This is a genomic window from Mycobacterium venezuelense, assembly GCF_054919535.1.
In genome coordinates, this window is sequence record NZ_JBONDW010000006.1 from 22,958 (window position 1) to 41,617 (window position 18,660).

Below are 18,660 nucleotides of genomic sequence, written 5' to 3' on the forward strand. Positions count from 1 at the left end.
CGCGTGTGTTCACGAACAACTCCTCAGTTCCTCTAGAACAGCCGTCACCGTGGACTGTGGAACGGCGGCGGGAAAGCTCGGCAGGACGCGGTCGATCGCGCCCGCACAGCGGCGGGCCAGGGCCGCCGCCAACGTGTCGACCGGTGCGACGACCGCGAAGGCGTCCAGCACGTCGTCGTCGATCAGCGTGCCCATCGCATCCCACTCACCGGCTTTCGACAGGCGGTGCAGCTCGGTCTGCAGCTCACCCCAACCATGAAGTTCGAGCACCTTCCGATAGGCAGGCGTCGACGCATAGAAGGCGAGTTGTTTACGCACCGGCACGGCCGCGGCCCGCATCTGCTCCTCGTCTTCGCCGGTCACCAGGAACACCGGACAGGACACCGCGACGTCGTCGAGCGGGCGACCCGCGCGCTTGATGCCGCGCTCCAGCGCCGGGATCGTGACCTCGTCGAGATACCGCCTGGTGGTGAAGGCGTGGGCCAGCAAGCCGTCGGCGACCTCGCCACACATCTCGGTCATGGCTTCACCGACCGCGGCGACGAATACCTTGGGCACGCCGTGCGGGTGAGCCTCCGGAGTGAACATCGGGGTCATGAGCGTGTGCCGGTAGAACTCGCCGGCAAACTTCAGCTGCGTCCCGTCGCGCCAGCAGTCCCAGATCGCATGCAGGGCCAGGATGTATTCGCGCATACGCCGCACCGGATGGCTCCACGGCATGCTGAACCGCTTCTCGATGTGCGGCCGGATCTGCGATCCGAGGCCGAGAATGAAGCGCCCCTGTGAATAGGCCTGTAGATCCCAGCCGAGGTTGGCAACGGTCATCGGACTGCGGGCGAACGCGACGGCGATGCTGGTTCCGATCTCCAGCCGCGACGTGTGCTCGGCGGCCAGCAACAGCGGGAGAAACGGATCGTGACTGAGCTCGCCGGTCCAACAGCCGTCGTAGCCCCGGTCCTCCAGTGCCGCAGCCACTTCGGGAACGCGCCTCAGGTCACTGGGAACACCCCGGTCGATCTTGAGGCCGGACGCGGTACCGTCAGCCATAGCCGCAGACGCTACAGTAAGCAATTCAGTATGGTCAACGGCGGTAGGCTTGACACCCGTTGGCGAACCTCGACAAAGGACGGCGGCATGACGAACGACCCGGAGTGGAAAGAAACGCTTTCCGATCTCGCCCGCCGACGTGAGCGTGCGTACGGCATGGGTGGCCCCGAGCGCCTGGCCAGACACCGCGGCAAGGGCAAGCTCGACGCCCGCGCGCGGATCGCGCGACTACTGGACGACGGCACCTTTCAGGAGTTCGGCACGCTGGTCGGCGGCGACATCGCTGCCGACGGACTCGTCGCGGGCTCGGGCCGAATCGAGGGAACGCCGGTGATGGTGGGTGCCGAGGACTTCACCACGCTCGCAGGCAGTATCGGTCCCGGCGGAAACTCCAAACGGTACCGCCTCGCGGAATTGGCTCTGCGCAACAAGATTCCCCTGGTGATGCTGCTGGAAGGCGCTGGGTTCCGCCCCAGTGGAGAACACTATGGACGAACGCCGACCGATCTGATCGCCCAGGCGAAGTGTTCGGGCAAGGTGCCCACCGTATCGGCGATCCTCGGGCCATCGGCCGGCCATGGCGCGCTGGTGGCACCGGTGTGCGACTTCACCATCATGAGTCGTCAGGGCGCCATCTTCACGGCGGGCCCACCGGTCGTCAAAGAATCGACGGGCGAAGACATCTCGAAAGAGGACCTGGGCGGCCCCGACGTGGCGTTGCCCAGCGGCGTGATTCACAACTACGCCGAAAACGACGAGACGGCCATCGACGACATCCGGCGCTACCTCTCGTATTTCCCGTCCAGCGCGTGGTCCTATCCCCCGACCAGACTCGCCGACGACACCGCCGAACCACGGTTGACCCCCGACATTCTCGACATCGTCTCGCGCGACAACCGCCATATCTATGACATGCGCGCGGTGCTCGACGAGATCTTCGACCGCCCCGACTGGTTCGAGGTTCAGCCCCGATTCGGCCGGGCCATCATCTGCGCGCTGGCGCATCTCGGTGGCTATCCGGTCGCGGTGGTGGCCAATCAGCCGCAGGTGCTTGCCGGGTCCATCGACGCGGACGCTGCCGACAAGGCCGCGCATTTCATCACGGTGGCGGACTCCTTTCACCTGCCGATCGTGTTCCTCGCGGACAATCCCGGCATGCTGCCCGGCAGCCAGTCCGAGCGCAGCGGTGTGCTGCGCAGTGGCGCACGGATGTTCGCCGCCCAGACCGCCGCCACGACGCTCAAACTGCACGTGACGCTGCGCAAGGCCTTCGGATTCGGCTCGATGGTGATGTCCCTTTTGGGTTTCGACGATCAGGTCGCCACGTTCGCATACCCGGGCGCGACCATGGGCGCGATGGGCGCCGCGGCGCTCAGCGCCGCGACGCATGCCGGCGAGGACTACGCCGAAGTGCTCAAGCGGATGGAGCTCGAGGCGTCATTCCGGTCGGCGAGCCACCTCGGCTTCGATGAGCTGATCTCGCCCGAGGAAACCCGCAACGCGCTTCTGATCACGCTGCAGCGCGGCATTTTCAGTCGTCAGGAGGTCGCCGAGCCGGTATCACGCACGCTGATCATGCCGTGACGCTGCCACGGTGAGCGCACGCACCACGCTGTTGGCGCCCAGTAGCACTTTGAAACCGTTCTCGCTCAAGGGTTCCGCACCCGTCATCAGCAGGTCGGCAGCATACCGGTAACTTTCCTCGTTGGCGGGCTCGCCGATCAGGCTTCGCTCGGCCTCGCGCACGCGCCATGGTTTGGCGGCCACACCACCCAATGCCATCGCGGCCGCATGGATCACGCCGTCTTCGATGTGCAGGCCCGCCGCGACCGACACCAACGCGAAGGCGTAACTGTGCCGGTCACGGACCTTCAGATACCAACTGCTGGAACCGAACACGGACCGCGGCAGCTCGACACCGGTGATCAGCTCGGCCGGCCGTAACATGTGCTCGCGGTGCGGATGATGGCCGGGCAGCACGAAGAAGTCCGCGATGGCAATGCTTCTCGGGCCGTCGGGCCCCAACACGTGAACCGTCGCGTCGAGCATCGTCAACGCCACCGCCATATCGCTGGGATGCACCGCGACGCACGCCGCACTGGCACCGAACAACGCATGTTCGCGGTTGAACCCCGCGAGCGCCGCGCAGCCCGATCCCGGCTTCCGCTTGTTGCAGTGGTCGAACACGGTGTCCATGAAGTACGGACACCGGGTTCGCTGCATCAGGTTGCCGCCGACGGTCGCCATGTTGCGCAGCTGCGTGGTGGCCCCGGACAGGATGGCTTGCGACAGCACCGGGTACCGGGCACGGATCAGCGGATGGTTGGCCACCGCACTGTTGGTCGCCCCCGATTCGATGAGTACGCCGCCGGCTCGGGTCTCCGAGATGGAGCGCAAGCCCAACCGGCCGATGTCCACCAGCGAATCCGGCGTTTCCACACCGTTCTTCATGAGGTCCAGGAGATTGGTTCCACCCGCGTAGTAGCGGGCGCCCGCCGCCGCCGACTCGATGGCATCGCTGACACCGGCGGCATGCCGGAACTCGAATGTCCTCATCGGGCGGCGACGTCCTGGATGGCGGCGACGATGTTGGCATATGCCCCGCACCGGCAGATGTTGCCCGCCATGCGCTCTCGGATCTCGCGATGGGTCAGGCACGGCCGCGAGGTCATGTCGGTCGTGCCAAACGATTCGGCCGACAGATCCCCGCGGGCGTGTTCGCGCAACATCGCCTGAGCAGACGACAGTTGACCAGAAGTGCAGTAGCCGCACTGGAACGCGTCGTGATCGACGAACGCCTGTTGGATGGGCGCGAGTTCGTCGCCGTCGGCGAGACCTTCGACGGTGTCAACCGAGCTACCGGCAATCGACGCTACGAGGGTCAGGCAGCTCAGCACCCGTTCCCCGTTGACGTCGACCGTGCATGCTCCGCACAGACCGTGGTCGCAGCCTTTCTTGGTGCCCGTCAGATGCAGCCGTTCGCGCAGCAAGTCCAGCAGCGTGGTGCGCACGTCGGTGTGTACCGAGTAGCGCTTGCCGTTCACGTTCAGCTCGATCATCAGTCCGGTCATCAGTGTTCTCCCATCAACATTTCGAGCGTGATCGGCAGGTCACGCAACCGCTTGCCGGTGGCGTGGAATATGGCGTTGGCGATCGCGGCAGGCACTCCGCAGGAGCCGATCTCGCCGATACCACGCACCCCGATCGGATCGAGGCCATAGTCGGGAGCGTCGACGAAGGAGATGTCGAATTCGGGGATGTCGGCGTGCGTGGGCACGTAGTACTCCCCGATCAACTGGGTGGTCCGCGCGTCGTAGGGCACCTGCTCGAGCAAGGCCATCCCGAGGCCGAAAGTGATGCCGCCCATCACCTGATTGCGCGCGAGCTTGGGGTTGAGCACTCGCCCGCAGTCGAGTGTGGCGACCCAGCGGGTGACGGTGGCCCGGCCGATCGTCTCGTCGACTTCGACCTCACAGAAGTGCGCGCCGAACGACTGCGACACCGCACCGTCCTGGTCACCGCCGTCGCTGGATACGGTGAAGCTCAGCTTCTTCGCCAACGCGTCACCGCCGTCACGCAGTACGTCGGCCACCGGCGCCACCGCTCGCCCGTCGCACACGACGACACCATGCCGGACGTCCAGCGCCGTCGCCCCGTCCAAGCGGGACAACCAGTCCAGCAGCCGCCGCTTCCATTCCGTGCCGGCACGGTGCACGGCCGAGCCAACGGTGGCGGTCGTCTGTGACGCCCCGCTGTACGGCGCTTGCGGAAACTCGGAGTCGCCGGTCGCGAAACACACTGCGCCCAGCGCCAATCCGGCCGCATCGGCGGCGACCTGGCTCATCACGGTGCGCACACCGGTGCCGATTTCATGGGTGGCCGTCGCGAATCGGACGACCCCGTCGACACCGGTGGTGACCCGGCAACCGGCGGGCATCCGACGCCCCGGGTAGGTTGCGGTCGCCATTCCCCAGCCCACCAGAACACCGTCGCGGCTCATGGACCGCGGCGCCATCGGCCGGCGTGCCCAGCCGAACCGTTTGGCGCCGTCCACGAAGCATTCCCGTAAGTGCTTGCCCGACCACGGCTTGCCGTTTGTCTGGTCGTAATCGGGGTCGTTGACCAGGCGAAAGTTCACCGGATCGAGGCCGCAGGCGTATGCCAGCTGATCGATGGCCGACTCGAGCGCGAACAGTCCGGGCGCCTCACCGGGCCCACGCATGAAACACGGTGTGGCGGCGTTGATCGGGGCGACGGTGTGCGAGATGACCAGCCGCGGCGAGCGATACAGAAACCGCGCCGACAAACCGGCGGGTTCGCAGAAGTGAGCCACCGGGGATGTCTCGGTCAGGGTGTGCTGTTCGGTGCTCAGAAGCGTCCCACGTTCGTCTGCCACGAGCGACACCCGCTGCTCGGTGCGGGGGCGATGTCCGGTCGAGGTGAACATCTGGGCTCGCGTGAGCACCAGTTTGACCGGGCGTCCGACGGTCCGGGCGGCAACCGCGCACAGCACGACGTGCATCCACAGAAAGCTCTTCGACCCGAATGCGCCGCCGACCAACGGTGACAGGATCCTGATCCGGCGCTCATCGAGGCCGAGATAGCCGGCCAGCACGCGGCGTTCGCCCTCGATCCAGCGGGTGGCGTCATGCACGATCAGATCGTCGCCTGACCACTGGGCAATCGTCGCGGACAGCTCGATCGGGTAATGCGCGTTGACAGGGGTGCGGAAGTACGCACACACCTTCGTGCCGCCGTCCGGTTCGGCGTCGGGACCGCGCCGATCCTGCAACTTCTCCTCCGGCAGCTTGACGAAGTGGTCCGGCCGGTACCGATCATCGGCTGACACATCTGCCATCGCGATGCGTGCCGGCTCGGCAACGTAGTCGAGTTCGAACAGATCGGCTGCAGCTGCCGCGTTTTCGGGGGTGTCGGCCACCACGAGGGCCATGTGCTGGCCCACGTAGTGGACCGACAGGTCCGAAAGCGGAGGCCGCCGCTCCACCGGAAAGTCCCTTGTCAGCTCCTCCGGAAGCGTGTGCAGCGGCGGGCAATTCAGCGGGGTCAGTACATGAAGCACCCCGGAGGCTTCCGCCGCCGTACGCGCGCCGCGACGCAGCGATTCCTCGGTCACTGCGCCGCAGGCGATTTCCGATTGCACGAGCACCGCGTAGGTCACACCTGCTACGGCTGTGTCGGCGGTGTAGACCGCCTTGCCGGTGACCTTGTCGCGACCCTCCACTCGGTTCACCGGCCGGCCAACACTGTCGGCCATCTAGCGGTCCAGCGGGTTGTGCCGGTTGACGATCAGCGGGTCGGACTTGGTGAACGGGAAGTCCGGCAGGTCCTCGATGTGCGTGTTGAAGGTCGCTGCCAGCACCTCACGCGAATACGCGCTGACCGAGGTGCGGTATCCGATGTCGGCCGGGAACGGCTGATCGAAGAAGATCAGGAAGTGCCACTCGGGTGCGTCGAACACCTCGATGTGGTGCGGGTAGGCCCGCGGGATGAAGTAGACGTCGCCTTGATTGAGGTACCACGTGTCCAGGGTGCCGCCTGGGTCCATCACCGTCATGCGCGCCGAACCGCTTTGCACATAACCCATTTCGGCGGTCACCGGGTGCCAATGCGGTTCCCGCATGCCATCCTCGCGGATGCGCAGCGAATACATCGACAGATCCTTGAGTGCCGGCCAGAACTGGACGCGGGCGGTGCGGGCCGATCCGACTGCGGCCTGCACGGGTGGGGTCATGTCCTCGACGCTGAACTTGTGCGGGTCGTTGAAGTGCGCAGTCGACGGCACCGCCGGGTCACCGGTACGCGCGACGATCGCGCGGTCGACGAGGTTTCGGCGGATCGTCGTGAAATCCGAGGCATCGAGGTCGTAGGTGTTGCCGAGCACCGCGTCCGTCATGGCACCGAACGCACCCGCCAGACCGAAGTCCTCGGGCCGCTCGTGGCGGAACGTGATGATGAATTCGGCGGGGTCGGGTCCGATGTTCTCGATATGGTGCAGCGAGCCGGAATCGATGTGGAACATCTCGCCGGCCTTGATCGTGAAACTGGCGAATTGGCTGCCGGTGTCGAGGACGGTGACGAGCGCCGTGCCCGACACGCAATAGGTGAGCTCATTGGCGTTCGCGTGCCAGTGCGGCGTACGCATGGCACCCGGGTTGAGCACCAGGCGCTTGATCGAAAGCCCTTGCAGGATCGGGAAGTTGTCCGCGGTCAGTCGGCGGATCGAACCGAAGTCGGTCTCTTCGACGAGCTCACCGTCGAGTAGAGAGGCGGCGTGGATGCTGTGGGTCAGTGAAACGGTCATGTCCGCGGTCTCCTCTGCGATAGCCCTTCGCGCCGCTGCGGCGTGGTAACCACCTTGGCTGGCCGACGGGTACCGAGTCGTCAATGCTGACCGCCATATCCGGCACACGCTGGCCGGATACCGGGACTCCTGCTAGCCACCATTGACCACGGCCACCGAATGTGCGTCACTCCCGACGGGCACCGAACCACCTGGTCAACGCCTCCCGCAGATCCTTCTGACCGTCACCGGCCCACGCGACGTGCCCGTCCGGCCGCAGCAACACAGCGGGCGCACCCAGCTCGTCGCTGGTGTCACCGATCTGGTCGACGCGATCACCCCAGCCGGCTACGGAAAGCCCGCCGGTCTGGTCGAGGAGCAGCCCCCGGCCCGTGTGCATGAATTCGTAGAGGCGGCCCCGCTGCAACTGGATGTCGCGTAGCCGCCGACCGAGGAGCTCGTGACCGTCGCCGAAGTCGTAGCGGATTCCGGTCGCGATGATCTTCTCGGTCAGGTGCCGGTTCACGTCGTCGAAGTCCATCAGCTCGGCCATCAGCCGGCGGACTGCCCGTGCGCCCGGGTCCAGCGACATCAGCGCCATCTGCGCGCGCGTGTTCTCCAGCACGTCGGCGGCCACCGGGCGGCGCTCGCTGTGGTAGGTGTCCAGTAGACCGCTCGGCGCCCAACCTTCGATTTCGGCAGCCAGTTTCCAGCCGAGGTTGAACGCGTCCTGGATGCCGAGGTTGAGTCCCTGCCCGCCGGCGGGCGGATGCACATGCGCGGCGTCGCCGGCCAACAAGACGCGGTTGACTCGATACCGATCGACCAGCCGGGTGGTGTCACCGAATCGCGACAGCCAACGCGGCGAGTGCACGCCGAGGTCGGTACCCGCGGTCGCCTGCAGTTGGCGCTTGAACTCCTCGAGCGTCGGCGCCGCCGTGCGGTCCTCGGCCAGGCCGTCGGCGGGAACGACGATTCGGTATGCGCCGTCGTCGAGCGGCATCGCGCCGAACCGAACCTGTGCAGTGCGGACTTCGGCCACCACCGCGTCGAGCGTCTCCGGCGACACCCCGATCTCCATCGCGCCGATGAGCGTCTCGACCGTGGCGGGTTCACCGGGAAAGCCGACGCCGAGCAATTTGCGGACCGTACTTCGGCCGCCGTCGCAGCCGACGAGATAACGGGCCTGCAGCTGCGTGACATCGTCGTGCGCCGCGGTTGCGGTCACTTCGACCCGCACGCCGTACTCGTCCTGGCTCAACCCGACCAGTTCGCAGCCGCGGCGTATGTCGACCCCGAGTTCGGCTGCCCGTTCAGCCAACAGGCGGTCGCTGATCGTTTGCGGGATACCCAGAACGTATGCGTGTGCGGTGTCGAGTCGCTTGGGCGCATCCTTGCGGATGGCCGCGAAGAAACCCCCGAGCGGATGCTGTCGGCCGACCGCGAGGAACCGCTCCAACAGGCCACGCTGGTCCATCACCTCGATGCTGCGCGCATGCAATCCGAGTGCGCAGACAACCTTCGTCGGCTCGGCGTCTCGCTCCAGCAAGACGACGTTGACGCCGTGCAGCCGCAACTCGCAGCCGAGCATCAGCCCGGTCGGCCCACCGCCGGCAATGATCACATCGATCATGAATCCCCCAATCTGCACTCCGCTCAGACCACGGATTTCCGCAGGTTCCGGCCTCGGCTGGGAGATTCTGCAGCACGACCCGGGTCTTGCCGCAAGACCGGGGGTGCGCTATATGTTGAAAGTGGCGAGCTGCGAAAGCCGTCCTCTGCCAATCCGATTCCGCCGGTTCACGCCTCGATCATGCGATGGATGGCGTCGGGCGACAATGCGATCTTCGGCAGGAAGCCGACCGCGCAACTGGCTGCGATCATGTCGGCCAGATCCTGTTCGTCGTGGGTCGAGATGAGGATCACCGGAGTCCCCGCTGGCTCGACCCGGTGCAGCTGCTCGGCGACATCGAATCCGCTCTCGATGCCGAGGTCGATGTCCACCAGGGTGACGTCGGGCGGGTGCGCCTCGTAGCACCGCAGCGCCTCGGCTCCGTCGGACGCGACGTCGACGGTGATGCCCGCCCGTTCGAGCATCGCGCTCGCGGCTGCGCAGAACTGTGCGCTGTCGTCGACGATCAGACAGCGCATTGCGGCCCTCCCCGTGCACCCATATGTCGAGCTTCGCATGCCAGCAAATCGACGGCACTACCGTTAGCCGGAAGTTTCTAGGAACGCGAACTACCATCGGCCAGTGCCAGCATCCGACGACAGTCCAGACAGCCGATTGACATCACTGCCACAGCGACTGTTGACGTTCGTCGTGCGGCCCACCGCGCGCCCCCTCCGGTGGGGCGTTCTGGTGGCGGCCGCATTCATCATCGGCGAGACACTTCTGGTGTTCCAGCTCAAGCGCGTCGCGCCCGAGAACGCGTTCGGCGCGATCTTCCTGCTCGGCGTCCTGGTCATCTCGGCGGGCTGGAGTTTTCCCCTTGCGGTCGCGACGTCCGTGGTGAGCGCGCTCGTCTACGTCTATTTCCACCTTGAGGGGGCCGACAGTCTGGCTCCCGCGGTGTTCGTATTTCTGCCTCTCGCGTTGTTGGCCAACGTGTTGGCCGGCCAAGCAAGGTTGCGCGCACAGGAGTCCGAGCAACGACGCCGTGAGGCCGATCTGTCGGCCGAGCTCGCGCGGCTGATGCTGGGGGCCGGTGACTTGCCGCACGCACTCGACCGGGCGGGGCGGCGGATGGCGCAGGTGCTCGACGTGGGCGAGGTCACGCTCACGCTGGGGCGGGTCCAGCCCAACGACGACCAGACTGCGATCCCCCTACGCGACGGCGGGGAGCGGATCGGCACGGTGTTGGTACCGGCGGCGTTGCCGCCGGACACGCTACGCCGGTGGCAGCGCATGGTTCCGTCCCTGGAGGCGCTGCTCATCGCCGCGAGGGATCGCGAACGGATCACCACCGAGTTGGAGACGAGCCGTCAGGAATTGGAACGTTTCTTCGCCGTCGCGTCCGAACTGCTCTACATCAGCGATCACGACACTCTGACGCGGATCAACCCGGCGTTCGTTCGGACGTTGGGTTACTCAGGTTCCGAGTTGATGTCGCAACCGCTCCTGCACCTGGTTCATCCCGAAGACCTCGATCACACCCGGGCCATGCTCGACGGCTTGCGCACCGACAAACGCGAAGCCCGCTTCGAGAACCGATGTGTCCGCAAGGACGGCGAGATCCGGTGGTTCCAATGGAGCGTTGTCTCCGACAACGGGCTGCTGTTCGGGGCCGGCCGCGACGTGACCGAACGACGTGCCCTTGTCGAGCAGCAGACGGCGTTACGCCGCGTGGCGACGTTGGTGGCGCGCGGTGCGGCGCCCGCCGACGTCTACCCTCGCGCCGTCACCGAGCTGTCGGTCGGTCTTGGCGTGACCCACGCGACGCTGATCCGGTACGAGACTGACAACGCATGCGTGGTGGTCGCCGCGCTCGACACCGAGTCGAGCAAGCAACTGGTTGTCGGCGAACGCCTTTCGCTGCACGGCGACAGCCTCGCCGCGCGGATTCTGCGCAGTCGGGACCCGGCCCGGCTCGACTCCTATGCCGGCGTCGAAAGCGAGATCGCGGACCGGCTGCGCGGCTTCGGTGTTCGGGCGGGCGTCGGCGCCCCGATCACCGTGGACGGCCGGATCTGGGGTGCGCTCATGGCGGGGACCTCCCGGGACCGACCGATGCCACCCGGAACCGAGGTGCGGGTAGGCGATTTCGCCGACCTGGTCGCCACCGCCATATTCAACTCCGAATCCCGCGCGGAGATCACCGCGTCGCGGGCGCGCATCGTCACGGCAGCCGACCAGGCCAGGCGCGGGTTCGAGCGGGATCTCCACGACGGAGCCCAACAACGCATCGTGTCGCTGGGGCTTGAACTGCGCGCCGTGCAGGCATCGCTGCCCGCCGAAGAATCTGCGCTGCACGACCAGATGTCGCATGTGGTCGACGGGCTCGCGGGTCTCTACACCGATCTGCAGGAACTCTCGCGCGGGATCCATCCGGCGATCCTGTCGAAGGGCGGGCTGGGGCCGGCGCTGAAAACTCTTGCACGCCGATCGTCGGTCCCGGTGGTCCTCGAGCTCCACGTGGACCGGCGATTGCCCGAATCCGTCGAGGTGGCAGCTTATTACGTCGTGGCTGAGGCGCTGACGAACGCGGCCAAGCATGCGTCCGCGGACGAGGTGACCGTGCGTGCGGCGGCAACCGACGACCAACTCACCGTGTGCATCGCCGACGACGGCGTCGGCGGGGCGATCTCGGGCGCGGGCTCTGGCCTGATCGGCCTCAAGGACCGGGTAGAGGCATTGTCGGGCCGGCTGGAGATTTCCAGCCCGCCCGGCGACGGCACCACCCTGTCCGTCATGATCCCGCTGGAGCCCGAGTAGCCCGGTACTGGGTGACGATCGGCTCGAGTTCGTCGGGCGTGGCGCCGTGCATGATCACCGCGTCGGCGCCGTAGTCGAACTCCTTGCGGATGCGGTCGACGCACTGCTGGGCCGATCCCGTCGCCGACGGTTCGAGCCATTCGTCGGGAATCAGGGTCGCGATGTGCTCGATCTGCTCAGGGGTGGCCTTGTGATCGATGCCGCCCGGGATGGAAGTGACGACGGCGTCCCCGCGGAACCTCTCGAGCACCGCCGGATCCCAGTTGTTGGTGCTGACCATGAGGTCGCCATAGCCCTGCAAGTACGTGGCCAGTCGGGCGACTGTCTTCTTGAGTCTCAATTCCTCGGGCAGATGGTCGCCGACTGTCGCGAAACACGACCACACGCGAACGCTGTCGGGGTCGCGCCCGGCCTGTTCCGCGGCCTCCTTGACGGTCTTGACGGCTCGCTGCAGCGTCTCCGGGGTGAAGTAGGTGTGCAGGATGACGTCATCGAATTCGCGCCCGCCGAGCGCGAGGGTCTGCGGCCCGAAGGCCACGATCGCCAACCGGATGTCCTCGTTGAAATCCGGGTCGAGGAACAGCACCTGGTACTTACCGATCGGCCCGTCGTGGTTGAAGATCACCTCGCCGTGCCACAGCCTGCGCATGACCTGGGCGAAGTCCTCCATCTGGGCCGTGGTGACCGCGGGCACCCCGAATGCGTTGTACATCGCCGCGATTCCGCGCCCGATGCCGAGGGTGAACCGGCCGCCGGACAGTCGATGCATCGTGGTGGCCCACGACCCCGTGATGAGCGGGTGTCTGGTGTTGTGGTTGGTCGCCGCGGTGGCGATCTGCATGCGATTGGTCACCGCGCACGCCGCACCGACGAGCGAGGACGCTTCTTTGACGTTCCACCGTTCCGAGATGAACGCGGTGCCGAAGCCGAGTTGCTCGCCACGGCGCGCCTCGTCCATCAGCGTCGCCGGACCCTCACCGCCAGCGCCGGCCAACAGGTAGTAGCCCAGTTCATCGAGTACTTGGATGCTCACGCCCAAACTCCTTGTTTGTAGCCACAATTCCAGACTTCGGTGATCCGCCCGTCGATCACCCGGAAAATTTCCATGCTGCTGATGGTCATTTCCGTGCCGTCCTTGAGCGTCATCGGGGATTCATACACGATCACGACGTGCTCGCCGTCATCACCCGCCACGACCAGGTTGAGATCGAAGCGGATCTTCTCGAACATCTGGCAGTGGTCGACGATGCGCTGCACGGCCTGCTGATGGGTGAGCGTCTGGGCCTCCCCCACGTCGTGGCGAATGACGTTGTCGCCCATCAGCTCGTCGGCCAGCGCAAAATCTCGCTGGTTCCAGACCACCAGGTTGTAGAGCTCGACGACGTCACGCGCCGAGCGGGTCATCCGAACACCTCCAACGCATCGACGTCCTCGATGGTCGCGACCGCCCGGTCAACCAACGTCACGCACAGTTGGCGCGACCGCTCCGGCAGCGCGTCCCAACCGATCAGCGTGATGACCGGGAGGATCATCAGATAGGCGACACCGAATCGGTAGTGGCGCCACGCCTCGTCGAACGAATAGTCCGTCACTCCCCGCCGTGACAAATGCCCGAGATACTCGCGCACCAACGGTTCGTCATTGCCGCGCCGTTCTTCTGTGGGAACACCTTGGCTCACGAGGTAAGCGATGTCGGCGGCCCCGGCCCCCCTGACGGCCATCTGGAAGTCGACGATCTTGAGCTCGGTTCCCCGGAAGAACATGTTGTCGGCGCGGATGTCGCCGTGCAGCAACATGCTTCGCTCCGAAAGCGCGGTCAGCGCCTGCGGGACCAGTTCGGTGAAACGCTCGGCGAAGTCCGACACCGCCTTTGGCACGAGTTGCCTCGTGTGATCGCGGTACACCTGCCACGCGGGCGCGAATACCGGCAGGAAAAGCTGCCGCGTGATGGCGTTGTCCACCACCGGATAAGCCCCGAGCGCCGCGTCGTCCGCACCGCGCACGGACCAGGCGTGCAAGCCCGCCAATTGGTCGATACACAGGCGGGCGCGATCGACGGACAATCCGGCGAGGTGGTCCGCATTCTCCCAATCCCTCAGGTCCTCCAGCACCAGCACGAAATCGGGCGAGCCCTCGGCGATCCGTGCGACGTGGCAGCGGGCGGTCGAGATGGGCGCGGCCGGCGCGACCTGCCGGTAGAACTCCAACTCCTTGCGGTAACCGCCCAACAGCTCCATCGCACCCCGCGCCTCTGTTTCTGCGGGCAGCTTGACGATCAGAGTCGAAGGAACATCGGCATTTCCGGTCAGGTGCAAGCGGTAGAGCTGCGCCGAGAACCCGCTGTCCTCGGCGATCCGTTCGGCCCGCACGGCAGTCACGACGACAGGCCCGGGCAGTGCATCCGTCAGCCACGCCGGCGTGACGTCAGCGATGGTCGGCGGGATCGCCGCCATGGCTGAAGTCATCCGCGACCTCCGAGGAAAGAAATTTGACGCTGAACAAGTAAGTTAGTTGTCGGGCGTCTAATATGCAAGGGTGCCGTCCCGCATGACCCAACCGGAGCGTGTCGAACTGTCATCGCGCCGCCTGCTGCTGGCTGCGGCCGAGCTCATCGTCGAAAAGGGTTGGGAAGCAACGACAGCGGCAGAGATCGGCCGCCGGGCGGGATATAGCCGGGCCATGGTGCACGCCCGTTACGGAAGCAAAGACGCGATCCTCGACGCCTTCCAGCAGACATATGTGGTGCGCTTGAATCCCGACCCCGAGCCACGGGCCACCGGGCTTGCCCAGGTGCTCGCGCACTTCGACCGCATCCAGGAGATTCACGCCGAGGATCCGGCGCTGATGCGCGCGATGTTCGTCTCCGCGTTCGAAGCCGTCAAGACGACTTCGCCGCTGCGCGACGCAGTCCGAACGCAATTGAGCGGCGCATCAGTCAAGATCGAGGCAGGCATACACACCGGAATCCGGGACGGGTCGATCCGACCCGATATCGACGTCGACACCGCACTGCAGGACATCACGTCCTCGGTGTTCGGCATTGCCTTCCAGTGGGTGGTGCTCCCCGAGGCGCACGATCTCGACGACGAACTCATTTGTGTACGCAGCCGGATCGTTTCACAGTACGGCGCTTGAGCGGAGGAACCGTTCCGTGGCCGCGCATACGCCCGCCGAGAACAGATGCCCCACATGGCTGCCGTCATGCCAATGCAGTTCTCCGCCCCACCGCTCGTGCAGGGCCAGTGCTGAATCACGCATCGCCATGCGGTCGTGCCATGCCCCGACGATGAGGCGGCCTTCGGCCCGCGGCACGGTCCTGAGCGGATCGACGACCGAGGTCAGGGCCGCCACGGTGTCCGACTGCAGCAGCGCTCCCGCCGCCCGGCCCGCGCTCCCCCACCGCCCCAGATGCATGCCGATCATGGTGTTGAGCCCCAGGATCGGCGTGTACACCGCAACCGCGTTCACCCGGTCGTCGAGATGGGACACCAGTCCTGCGACCGCACTGCCCAAGGACAGCCCGCCCAATGCGATCGTCGTCGATTGCGGTACCAGCCAGCCGATCAGCGCGCGCACTTCGGACACCGCGCGCATCATGCCCGCGACATTGGCCAGCGGATCGCGAGCCGGGTACTGCGGCCACGACCGGCGCCGCGCACCGTGACCCGGCTGGACCGGCAGTGCGATATTGAAGCCGAGCCGGGTCTGCAGGCGCCGGGCGCGCGCCACCATCAGGTCCATGGGGTCGCCCTGCCCGGCACCGTGCACCCAGATCAGCCAGGGACGCGCGGCTTCTCCGGACCGGTAAAGCCGCACGCGGGCAGTCGCGACTCCACCGTGCCCGTCCGCGAGCAGCGATGCCGGCAAGCTCGGCTCATGCTCGAACGTGAGCTCCTCGAATTTCAGTGACCCGAACTTCGCCCGCTGAATCTCGGTGATCTCCAGTGGTTGTGGGGATCCATGCGCCCGGTCGATGCCGAGTGCGGCGAGTTCCTCCGCCGCGGCTTCATAGTCGGCCGACGGCCGCGGCAAGTGCGGCGGTGGTCCCGTCAGCGTCATTCCGGTGACCACAAGCTCGTCGAGCGCGACCTCGCCGAGTTGGCGCAGGCCGCACCACGACAGTGGGTTCCAATCGCGCGAGTTCCGAAGCGCACCAACGGAACGGGGCAGCACCCCGCCGAGCTCCCAGACGATCTGGCCCGATCTAAGCAAGGGTGAAGCCCTTGTAGCCCGCCGCGGCGATCTCGTCACAGCGGCGTCGGTACTCCGGGATGCCTCCGGTGTAGCCCATGTACATCCGTTTCTTACCGGGGACGTTTCCGCCGTTGTACCAGGAATTGCAGCTCGGATGCACAAGCACGGTCGACGCCACGAGTGCCGTCGCGTGTTCGATCCACTCCCGCTGCGCTTCGGCCGTCGCCTCGATGGTGCGGTGGCCGTTCGCGCGCAGGTACGCGATGCAATCGCCGATCCAGTCGACGTGCTGCTCCAGAGCAGTGACGAAATTCGTTGCGGCCGAAGGGCTGCCCGGCCCCTGCACGGTGAACAGATTCGGGAAACCGGCCACCGCCAGCCCGAGGTATGACAACGGACCTTCTTGGGCCCAGTACTCACCCAAGCCCAAACCCGCCCGGCCGCGTACGTCGATCTGGCTCAACGCACCGGTCATCGCATCGAATCCGGTGGCATACACGATCACGTCCAGATCGAAGTCACCTTGGTCAGTGGCGATGCCAGTAGGAGTCACCTCGCGGATCGCGCCTTTGCGGAGATCGACGAGTGTGACATTGTCTCGGTTGAACGTCTCGTAGTAGCCCTGATCGATGATCGGTCGCTTGCACGCGAACGGATGGCTCGGGGTCAACGAGGCCGCCACGTCGGGATCGTCGACGATCCGCGCCACCGCCTCCCCGTACAACTCGGCGGCCATCCGGTTGGCCTCGATATCGAAGAAGACGTCACCCCAATTCAACGCGCCCATCACGCCGCTCTCCTCGACGGCACGCAGTTGTTCATCCCGCGAAGCCGCTTTCACCGGCGGTCGACCGAGCATGTCCAGCAGTACCGAGAATGCACTGAGCCGCGCGGCACCCACCGGATGCTCACGTTGAGCGGCGCGGATCTGGTCATAGTCGGCCTTGAGCCGGTCGAGTTCGCCGGGTTCGAAGGGGCGCACCCGCCACGGCAGCGTGTAGGCCGGTGAGCGCTGAAACACCGTCAGCTGTGCGGCTTCTCGGGCCACCACGGGAATGAGCTGGACACCGGTGGATCCGGTACCGATGACACCGACGCGCTTGCCGCTGAGATCGAAGCCATCCCGCGGCCAGCGACTCGTGAAGAGCGATGTCCCGATGAAGTCCGCCATTCCCGCGATCGCGGGCTCCAACGGCACCGACAGTATCCCCGTGGCGGCGACAATGAAGGAAGCTGTGACCGATTGACCCGTTTGCGTCTTCAGCGTCCACAGCGCACTCGCCTCGTCGAATGTCATTGCGACGACTTCGGATTCGAACGCGATGTCGCGCCGCAGGTCGAGCCGGTCGGCGACGAAGTTCAGGTACGCCTCGATCTCGGGCTGGGCCGGCATGGTCTCGGTCCACACCCATTCCTGCTGGATGTCGTCGGAGAAGCTGTAGGAGTACTCGATGCTCTCGATATCGCACCGAGCGCCCGGATACCGGTTGAACAGCCATGTGCCGCCGATGTTTTCAGCCTTCTCCAGCACGCGGACGCGCAGACCGAGTTCTCTGAGCCGGTGCAATGCGTAGAGGCCCGAAAAGCCGGCACCGATGACGATGACGTCGTAGTCGGAGGCTGCCCTCACAGGTCGATCACTTTCTCTTGGCGATTTTTGCGCTCGACGTAGAACTGCGCGGCGCGGGCGATCGACTCGGCAGTCGGCGCAGGCTTCCAGCCCAGATCCCTCGTCGCCTTGCCGTGGTCGGCCGGCGAGGTCATCCACAGCAGCCTCGCGGCGGTCAGGTTCATGGGAAAATCGGTTCCGAACAGTCGATTCGACATACCCGCCAGCCAGCCGAACGCGTAAACCAACGCCATCGGTACGCCGAACCTCGGCGGTCTTGCCCCCACAGCCTCGGCCGCCGCGGTGAACATCTCCCGCTGGGTCATATAGCTTTCGGAGACGATGTAACGCTCGCCGATCCGGCCATGCTCGGCCGCCAAGACGAGCGCCTCCGCGGCATCGTCGATACCCACCACTTCGGCCCCGACGCCCCGAATGTAGACCGGCGTCTTTCCGAACGCGGCCATCGCGATCAGAGCACCCTGCTTGGGTTGCCAATCCGGTGGGCCGTACGGATTCGACACGCACATCGCCACGGCGGGCAGCCCCCGCTCAGCGGCGTAGGACAGCACGAGATCTTCGGCCGCCCGGCGGGATTCGATGTAGGGCCCGCCCTTCCCGGCCCAGTTGAACGGCGTGTCTTCGTCGACCGTCGCACCGTTGCGCCCAACGGCGATCGTGCCGATGGTGCTCAGGAAGACGAAGCGTTGCAGGTCGGCCTTCAAGGCAACATCGAGGACCTTGCGCAGGCCTTCGACGTTCGTCGCGAACAGCGGCGCGGGATCGGCTAGATGAGCCCGGGTGTCGACCACGCAGTAGAAGACCACGTCTCGGTCGGCCATGGCACCCGCCACCGCGCCGGTGTCGAAGATGTCACCGTAATGCCGCTCAATTTCGAGGCCGTCGATGCCTCTCGTGGAACTGCTCCGGCGAAGAAGCACACGCACATCATCTCCGCGTTCGACCAGTTGGCGGGTGACGCATGCGCCCACGTTGCCGCTCGCACCCATGACCAGCACCTTGCGTCCCATGCTGCTCCATCCCATCGAAAGATCAGCAATGGATGTTACGGTA

General features: G+C 65.9%; 16 protein-coding genes. 3 read left to right on the top strand and 13 right to left on the bottom strand.

Translation table 11 applies throughout. The features are described from left to right. Nucleotides 1-9: 9 nt before the first annotated feature. Entirely contained in the window at nucleotides 10-1,047 is a 1,038-nt protein-coding gene (locus ACRCUN_RS11300) for an LLM class F420-dependent oxidoreductase (protein WP_462141732.1), read from the bottom strand. Between the two features lie 87 nt (nucleotides 1,048-1,134). Here ACRCUN_RS11300 and ACRCUN_RS11305 point away from each other — a divergent pair, with 87 nt between their 5' ends. Beyond that, nucleotides 1,135-2,631, top strand: coding sequence for an acyl-CoA carboxylase subunit beta (locus tag ACRCUN_RS11305; protein ID WP_462141733.1), 1,497 nt, complete (start codon nucleotides 1,135-1,137; stop codon nucleotides 2,629-2,631). Here ACRCUN_RS11305 and ACRCUN_RS11310 read toward each other — a convergent pair. The 6 genes from ACRCUN_RS11310 to ACRCUN_RS11335 all read right to left on the bottom strand — a co-directional run bounded on the left by ACRCUN_RS11310 (nucleotide 2,608) and on the right by ACRCUN_RS11335 (nucleotide 9,499). Continuing rightward, nucleotides 2,608-3,603: an FAD binding domain-containing protein gene (locus ACRCUN_RS11310; RefSeq protein WP_462141734.1), complete on the bottom strand. Its 996-nt coding sequence runs from the start codon at nucleotides 3,601-3,603 to the stop codon at nucleotides 2,608-2,610. The genes ACRCUN_RS11305 and ACRCUN_RS11310 overlap by 24 nt on opposite strands. Then, the gene (locus ACRCUN_RS11315) at nucleotides 3,600-4,118 is read right to left on the bottom strand and encodes a (2Fe-2S)-binding protein (RefSeq protein WP_462141735.1); all 519 of its coding nucleotides are present in this window, start codon (nucleotides 4,116-4,118) and stop codon (nucleotides 3,600-3,602) included. The genes ACRCUN_RS11310 and ACRCUN_RS11315 overlap by 4 nt, the downstream gene beginning before the upstream one ends. Further along, nucleotides 4,118-6,322, bottom strand: a complete 2,205-nt coding sequence (locus ACRCUN_RS11320) for a xanthine dehydrogenase family protein molybdopterin-binding subunit (protein WP_462141736.1) — start codon at nucleotides 6,320-6,322, stop codon at nucleotides 4,118-4,120. Before ACRCUN_RS11320 ends, ACRCUN_RS11315 begins: the two co-directional genes overlap by 1 nt. Next, the gene (locus tag ACRCUN_RS11325; RefSeq protein WP_462141737.1) at nucleotides 6,323-7,369 is read right to left on the bottom strand and encodes a cupin domain-containing protein; all 1,047 of its coding nucleotides are present in this window, start codon (nucleotides 7,367-7,369) and stop codon (nucleotides 6,323-6,325) included. Between the two features lie 166 nt (nucleotides 7,370-7,535). Next, nucleotides 7,536-8,981 (bottom strand): rifampin monooxygenase, encoded by a 1,446-nt coding sequence (gene rox / locus ACRCUN_RS11330; RefSeq protein ID WP_462141738.1) that lies wholly within the window; start codon nucleotides 8,979-8,981, stop codon nucleotides 7,536-7,538. Nucleotides 8,982-9,148: 167 nt separating this feature from the next. Then, nucleotides 9,149-9,499 carry a response regulator gene (locus tag ACRCUN_RS11335; RefSeq protein WP_462141739.1) on the bottom strand — a complete coding sequence of 117 codons (351 nt, stop codon included), beginning with the start codon at nucleotides 9,497-9,499 and terminating at the stop codon, nucleotides 9,149-9,151. 145 nt (nucleotides 9,500-9,644) lie between these two features. Here ACRCUN_RS11335 and ACRCUN_RS11340 point away from each other — a divergent pair, with 145 nt between their 5' ends. Beyond that, nucleotides 9,645-11,783 carry a PAS domain-containing protein gene (locus ACRCUN_RS11340; protein WP_462142032.1) on the top strand — a complete coding sequence of 713 codons (2,139 nt, stop codon included), beginning with the start codon at nucleotides 9,645-9,647 and terminating at the stop codon, nucleotides 11,781-11,783. On the opposite strand, the gene ACRCUN_RS11345 is transcribed toward ACRCUN_RS11340, so the two are convergent. From ACRCUN_RS11345 to ACRCUN_RS11355, 3 genes are read right to left on the bottom strand one after another with little or no spacing between them, the layout of a single operon-like run. Further along, nucleotides 11,758-12,816 (bottom strand): TIGR03857 family LLM class F420-dependent oxidoreductase, encoded by a 1,059-nt coding sequence (locus tag ACRCUN_RS11345; protein ID WP_462141740.1) that lies wholly within the window; start codon nucleotides 12,814-12,816, stop codon nucleotides 11,758-11,760. The genes ACRCUN_RS11340 and ACRCUN_RS11345 overlap by 26 nt on opposite strands. After that, on the bottom strand, nucleotides 12,813-13,187 hold the full coding sequence (locus tag ACRCUN_RS11350) for a nuclear transport factor 2 family protein (protein WP_462141741.1): 375 nt from the start codon (nucleotides 13,185-13,187) through the stop codon (nucleotides 12,813-12,815). The genes ACRCUN_RS11345 and ACRCUN_RS11350 overlap by 4 nt, the downstream gene beginning before the upstream one ends. Next, nucleotides 13,184-14,248, bottom strand: coding sequence for a phosphotransferase (locus ACRCUN_RS11355; RefSeq protein ID WP_462141742.1), 1,065 nt, complete (start codon nucleotides 14,246-14,248; stop codon nucleotides 13,184-13,186). The genes ACRCUN_RS11350 and ACRCUN_RS11355 overlap by 4 nt, the downstream gene beginning before the upstream one ends. Nucleotides 14,249-14,330: 82 nt before the next feature. On the opposite strand from ACRCUN_RS11355, the gene ACRCUN_RS11360 reads away from it, so the two are divergent. After that, nucleotides 14,331-14,918 (top strand): TetR/AcrR family transcriptional regulator, encoded by a 588-nt coding sequence (locus ACRCUN_RS11360; RefSeq protein WP_462141743.1) that lies wholly within the window; start codon nucleotides 14,331-14,333, stop codon nucleotides 14,916-14,918. Here ACRCUN_RS11360 and ACRCUN_RS11365 read toward each other — a convergent pair. The 3 genes from ACRCUN_RS11365 to ACRCUN_RS11375 are packed head-to-tail and all read right to left on the bottom strand — an operon-like array spanning nucleotide 14,901 to nucleotide 18,617. Further along, complete coding sequence (locus ACRCUN_RS11365; RefSeq protein WP_462141744.1) at nucleotides 14,901-15,995, bottom strand: alpha/beta hydrolase; 1,095 nt, start codon at nucleotides 15,993-15,995, stop codon at nucleotides 14,901-14,903. The two genes, ACRCUN_RS11360 and ACRCUN_RS11365, sit on opposite strands and share 18 nt — an antisense overlap. Beyond that, complete coding sequence (locus tag ACRCUN_RS11370) at nucleotides 15,988-17,607, bottom strand: flavin-containing monooxygenase (protein ID WP_462141745.1); 1,620 nt, start codon at nucleotides 17,605-17,607, stop codon at nucleotides 15,988-15,990. The genes ACRCUN_RS11365 and ACRCUN_RS11370 overlap by 8 nt, the downstream gene beginning before the upstream one ends. After that, entirely contained in the window at nucleotides 17,604-18,617 is a 1,014-nt protein-coding gene (locus ACRCUN_RS11375) for an NAD-dependent epimerase/dehydratase family protein (protein ID WP_462141746.1), read from the bottom strand. Before ACRCUN_RS11375 ends, ACRCUN_RS11370 begins: the two co-directional genes overlap by 4 nt. Nucleotides 18,618-18,660 lie beyond the last annotated feature (43 nt).

What these genes read in the sequence shown, in the direction of transcription:
- ACRCUN_RS11300 (WP_462141732.1), bottom strand. Translation starts at nt 1,047, where the DNA reads ATGGCTGACGGTACCGCGTCCGGCCTCAAGATCGACCGGGGTGTTCCC.
- ACRCUN_RS11305 (WP_462141733.1), top strand. Translation starts at nt 1,135, where the DNA reads ATGACGAACGACCCGGAGTGGAAAGAAACGCTTTCCGATCTCGCCCGC.
- ACRCUN_RS11310 (WP_462141734.1), bottom strand. Translation starts at nt 3,603, where the DNA reads ATGAGGACATTCGAGTTCCGGCATGCCGCCGGTGTCAGCGATGCCATC.
- ACRCUN_RS11315 (WP_462141735.1), bottom strand. Translation starts at nt 4,118, where the DNA reads ATGACCGGACTGATGATCGAGCTGAACGTGAACGGCAAGCGCTACTCG.
- ACRCUN_RS11320 (WP_462141736.1), bottom strand. Translation starts at nt 6,322, where the DNA reads ATGGCCGACAGTGTTGGCCGGCCGGTGAACCGAGTGGAGGGTCGCGAC.
- ACRCUN_RS11325 (WP_462141737.1), bottom strand. Translation starts at nt 7,369, where the DNA reads ATGACCGTTTCACTGACCCACAGCATCCACGCCGCCTCTCTACTCGAC.
- rox (WP_462141738.1), bottom strand. Translation starts at nt 8,981, where the DNA reads ATGATCGATGTGATCATTGCCGGCGGTGGGCCGACCGGGCTGATGCTC.
- ACRCUN_RS11335 (WP_462141739.1), bottom strand. Translation starts at nt 9,499, where the DNA reads ATGCGCTGTCTGATCGTCGACGACAGCGCACAGTTCTGCGCAGCCGCG.
- ACRCUN_RS11350 (WP_462141741.1), bottom strand. Translation starts at nt 13,187, where the DNA reads ATGACCCGCTCGGCGCGTGACGTCGTCGAGCTCTACAACCTGGTGGTC.
- ACRCUN_RS11355 (WP_462141742.1), bottom strand. Translation starts at nt 14,248, where the DNA reads ATGACTTCAGCCATGGCGGCGATCCCGCCGACCATCGCTGACGTCACG.
- ACRCUN_RS11360 (WP_462141743.1), top strand. Translation starts at nt 14,331, where the DNA reads ATGACCCAACCGGAGCGTGTCGAACTGTCATCGCGCCGCCTGCTGCTG.
- ACRCUN_RS11375 (WP_462141746.1), bottom strand. Translation starts at nt 18,617, where the DNA reads ATGGGACGCAAGGTGCTGGTCATGGGTGCGAGCGGCAACGTGGGCGCA.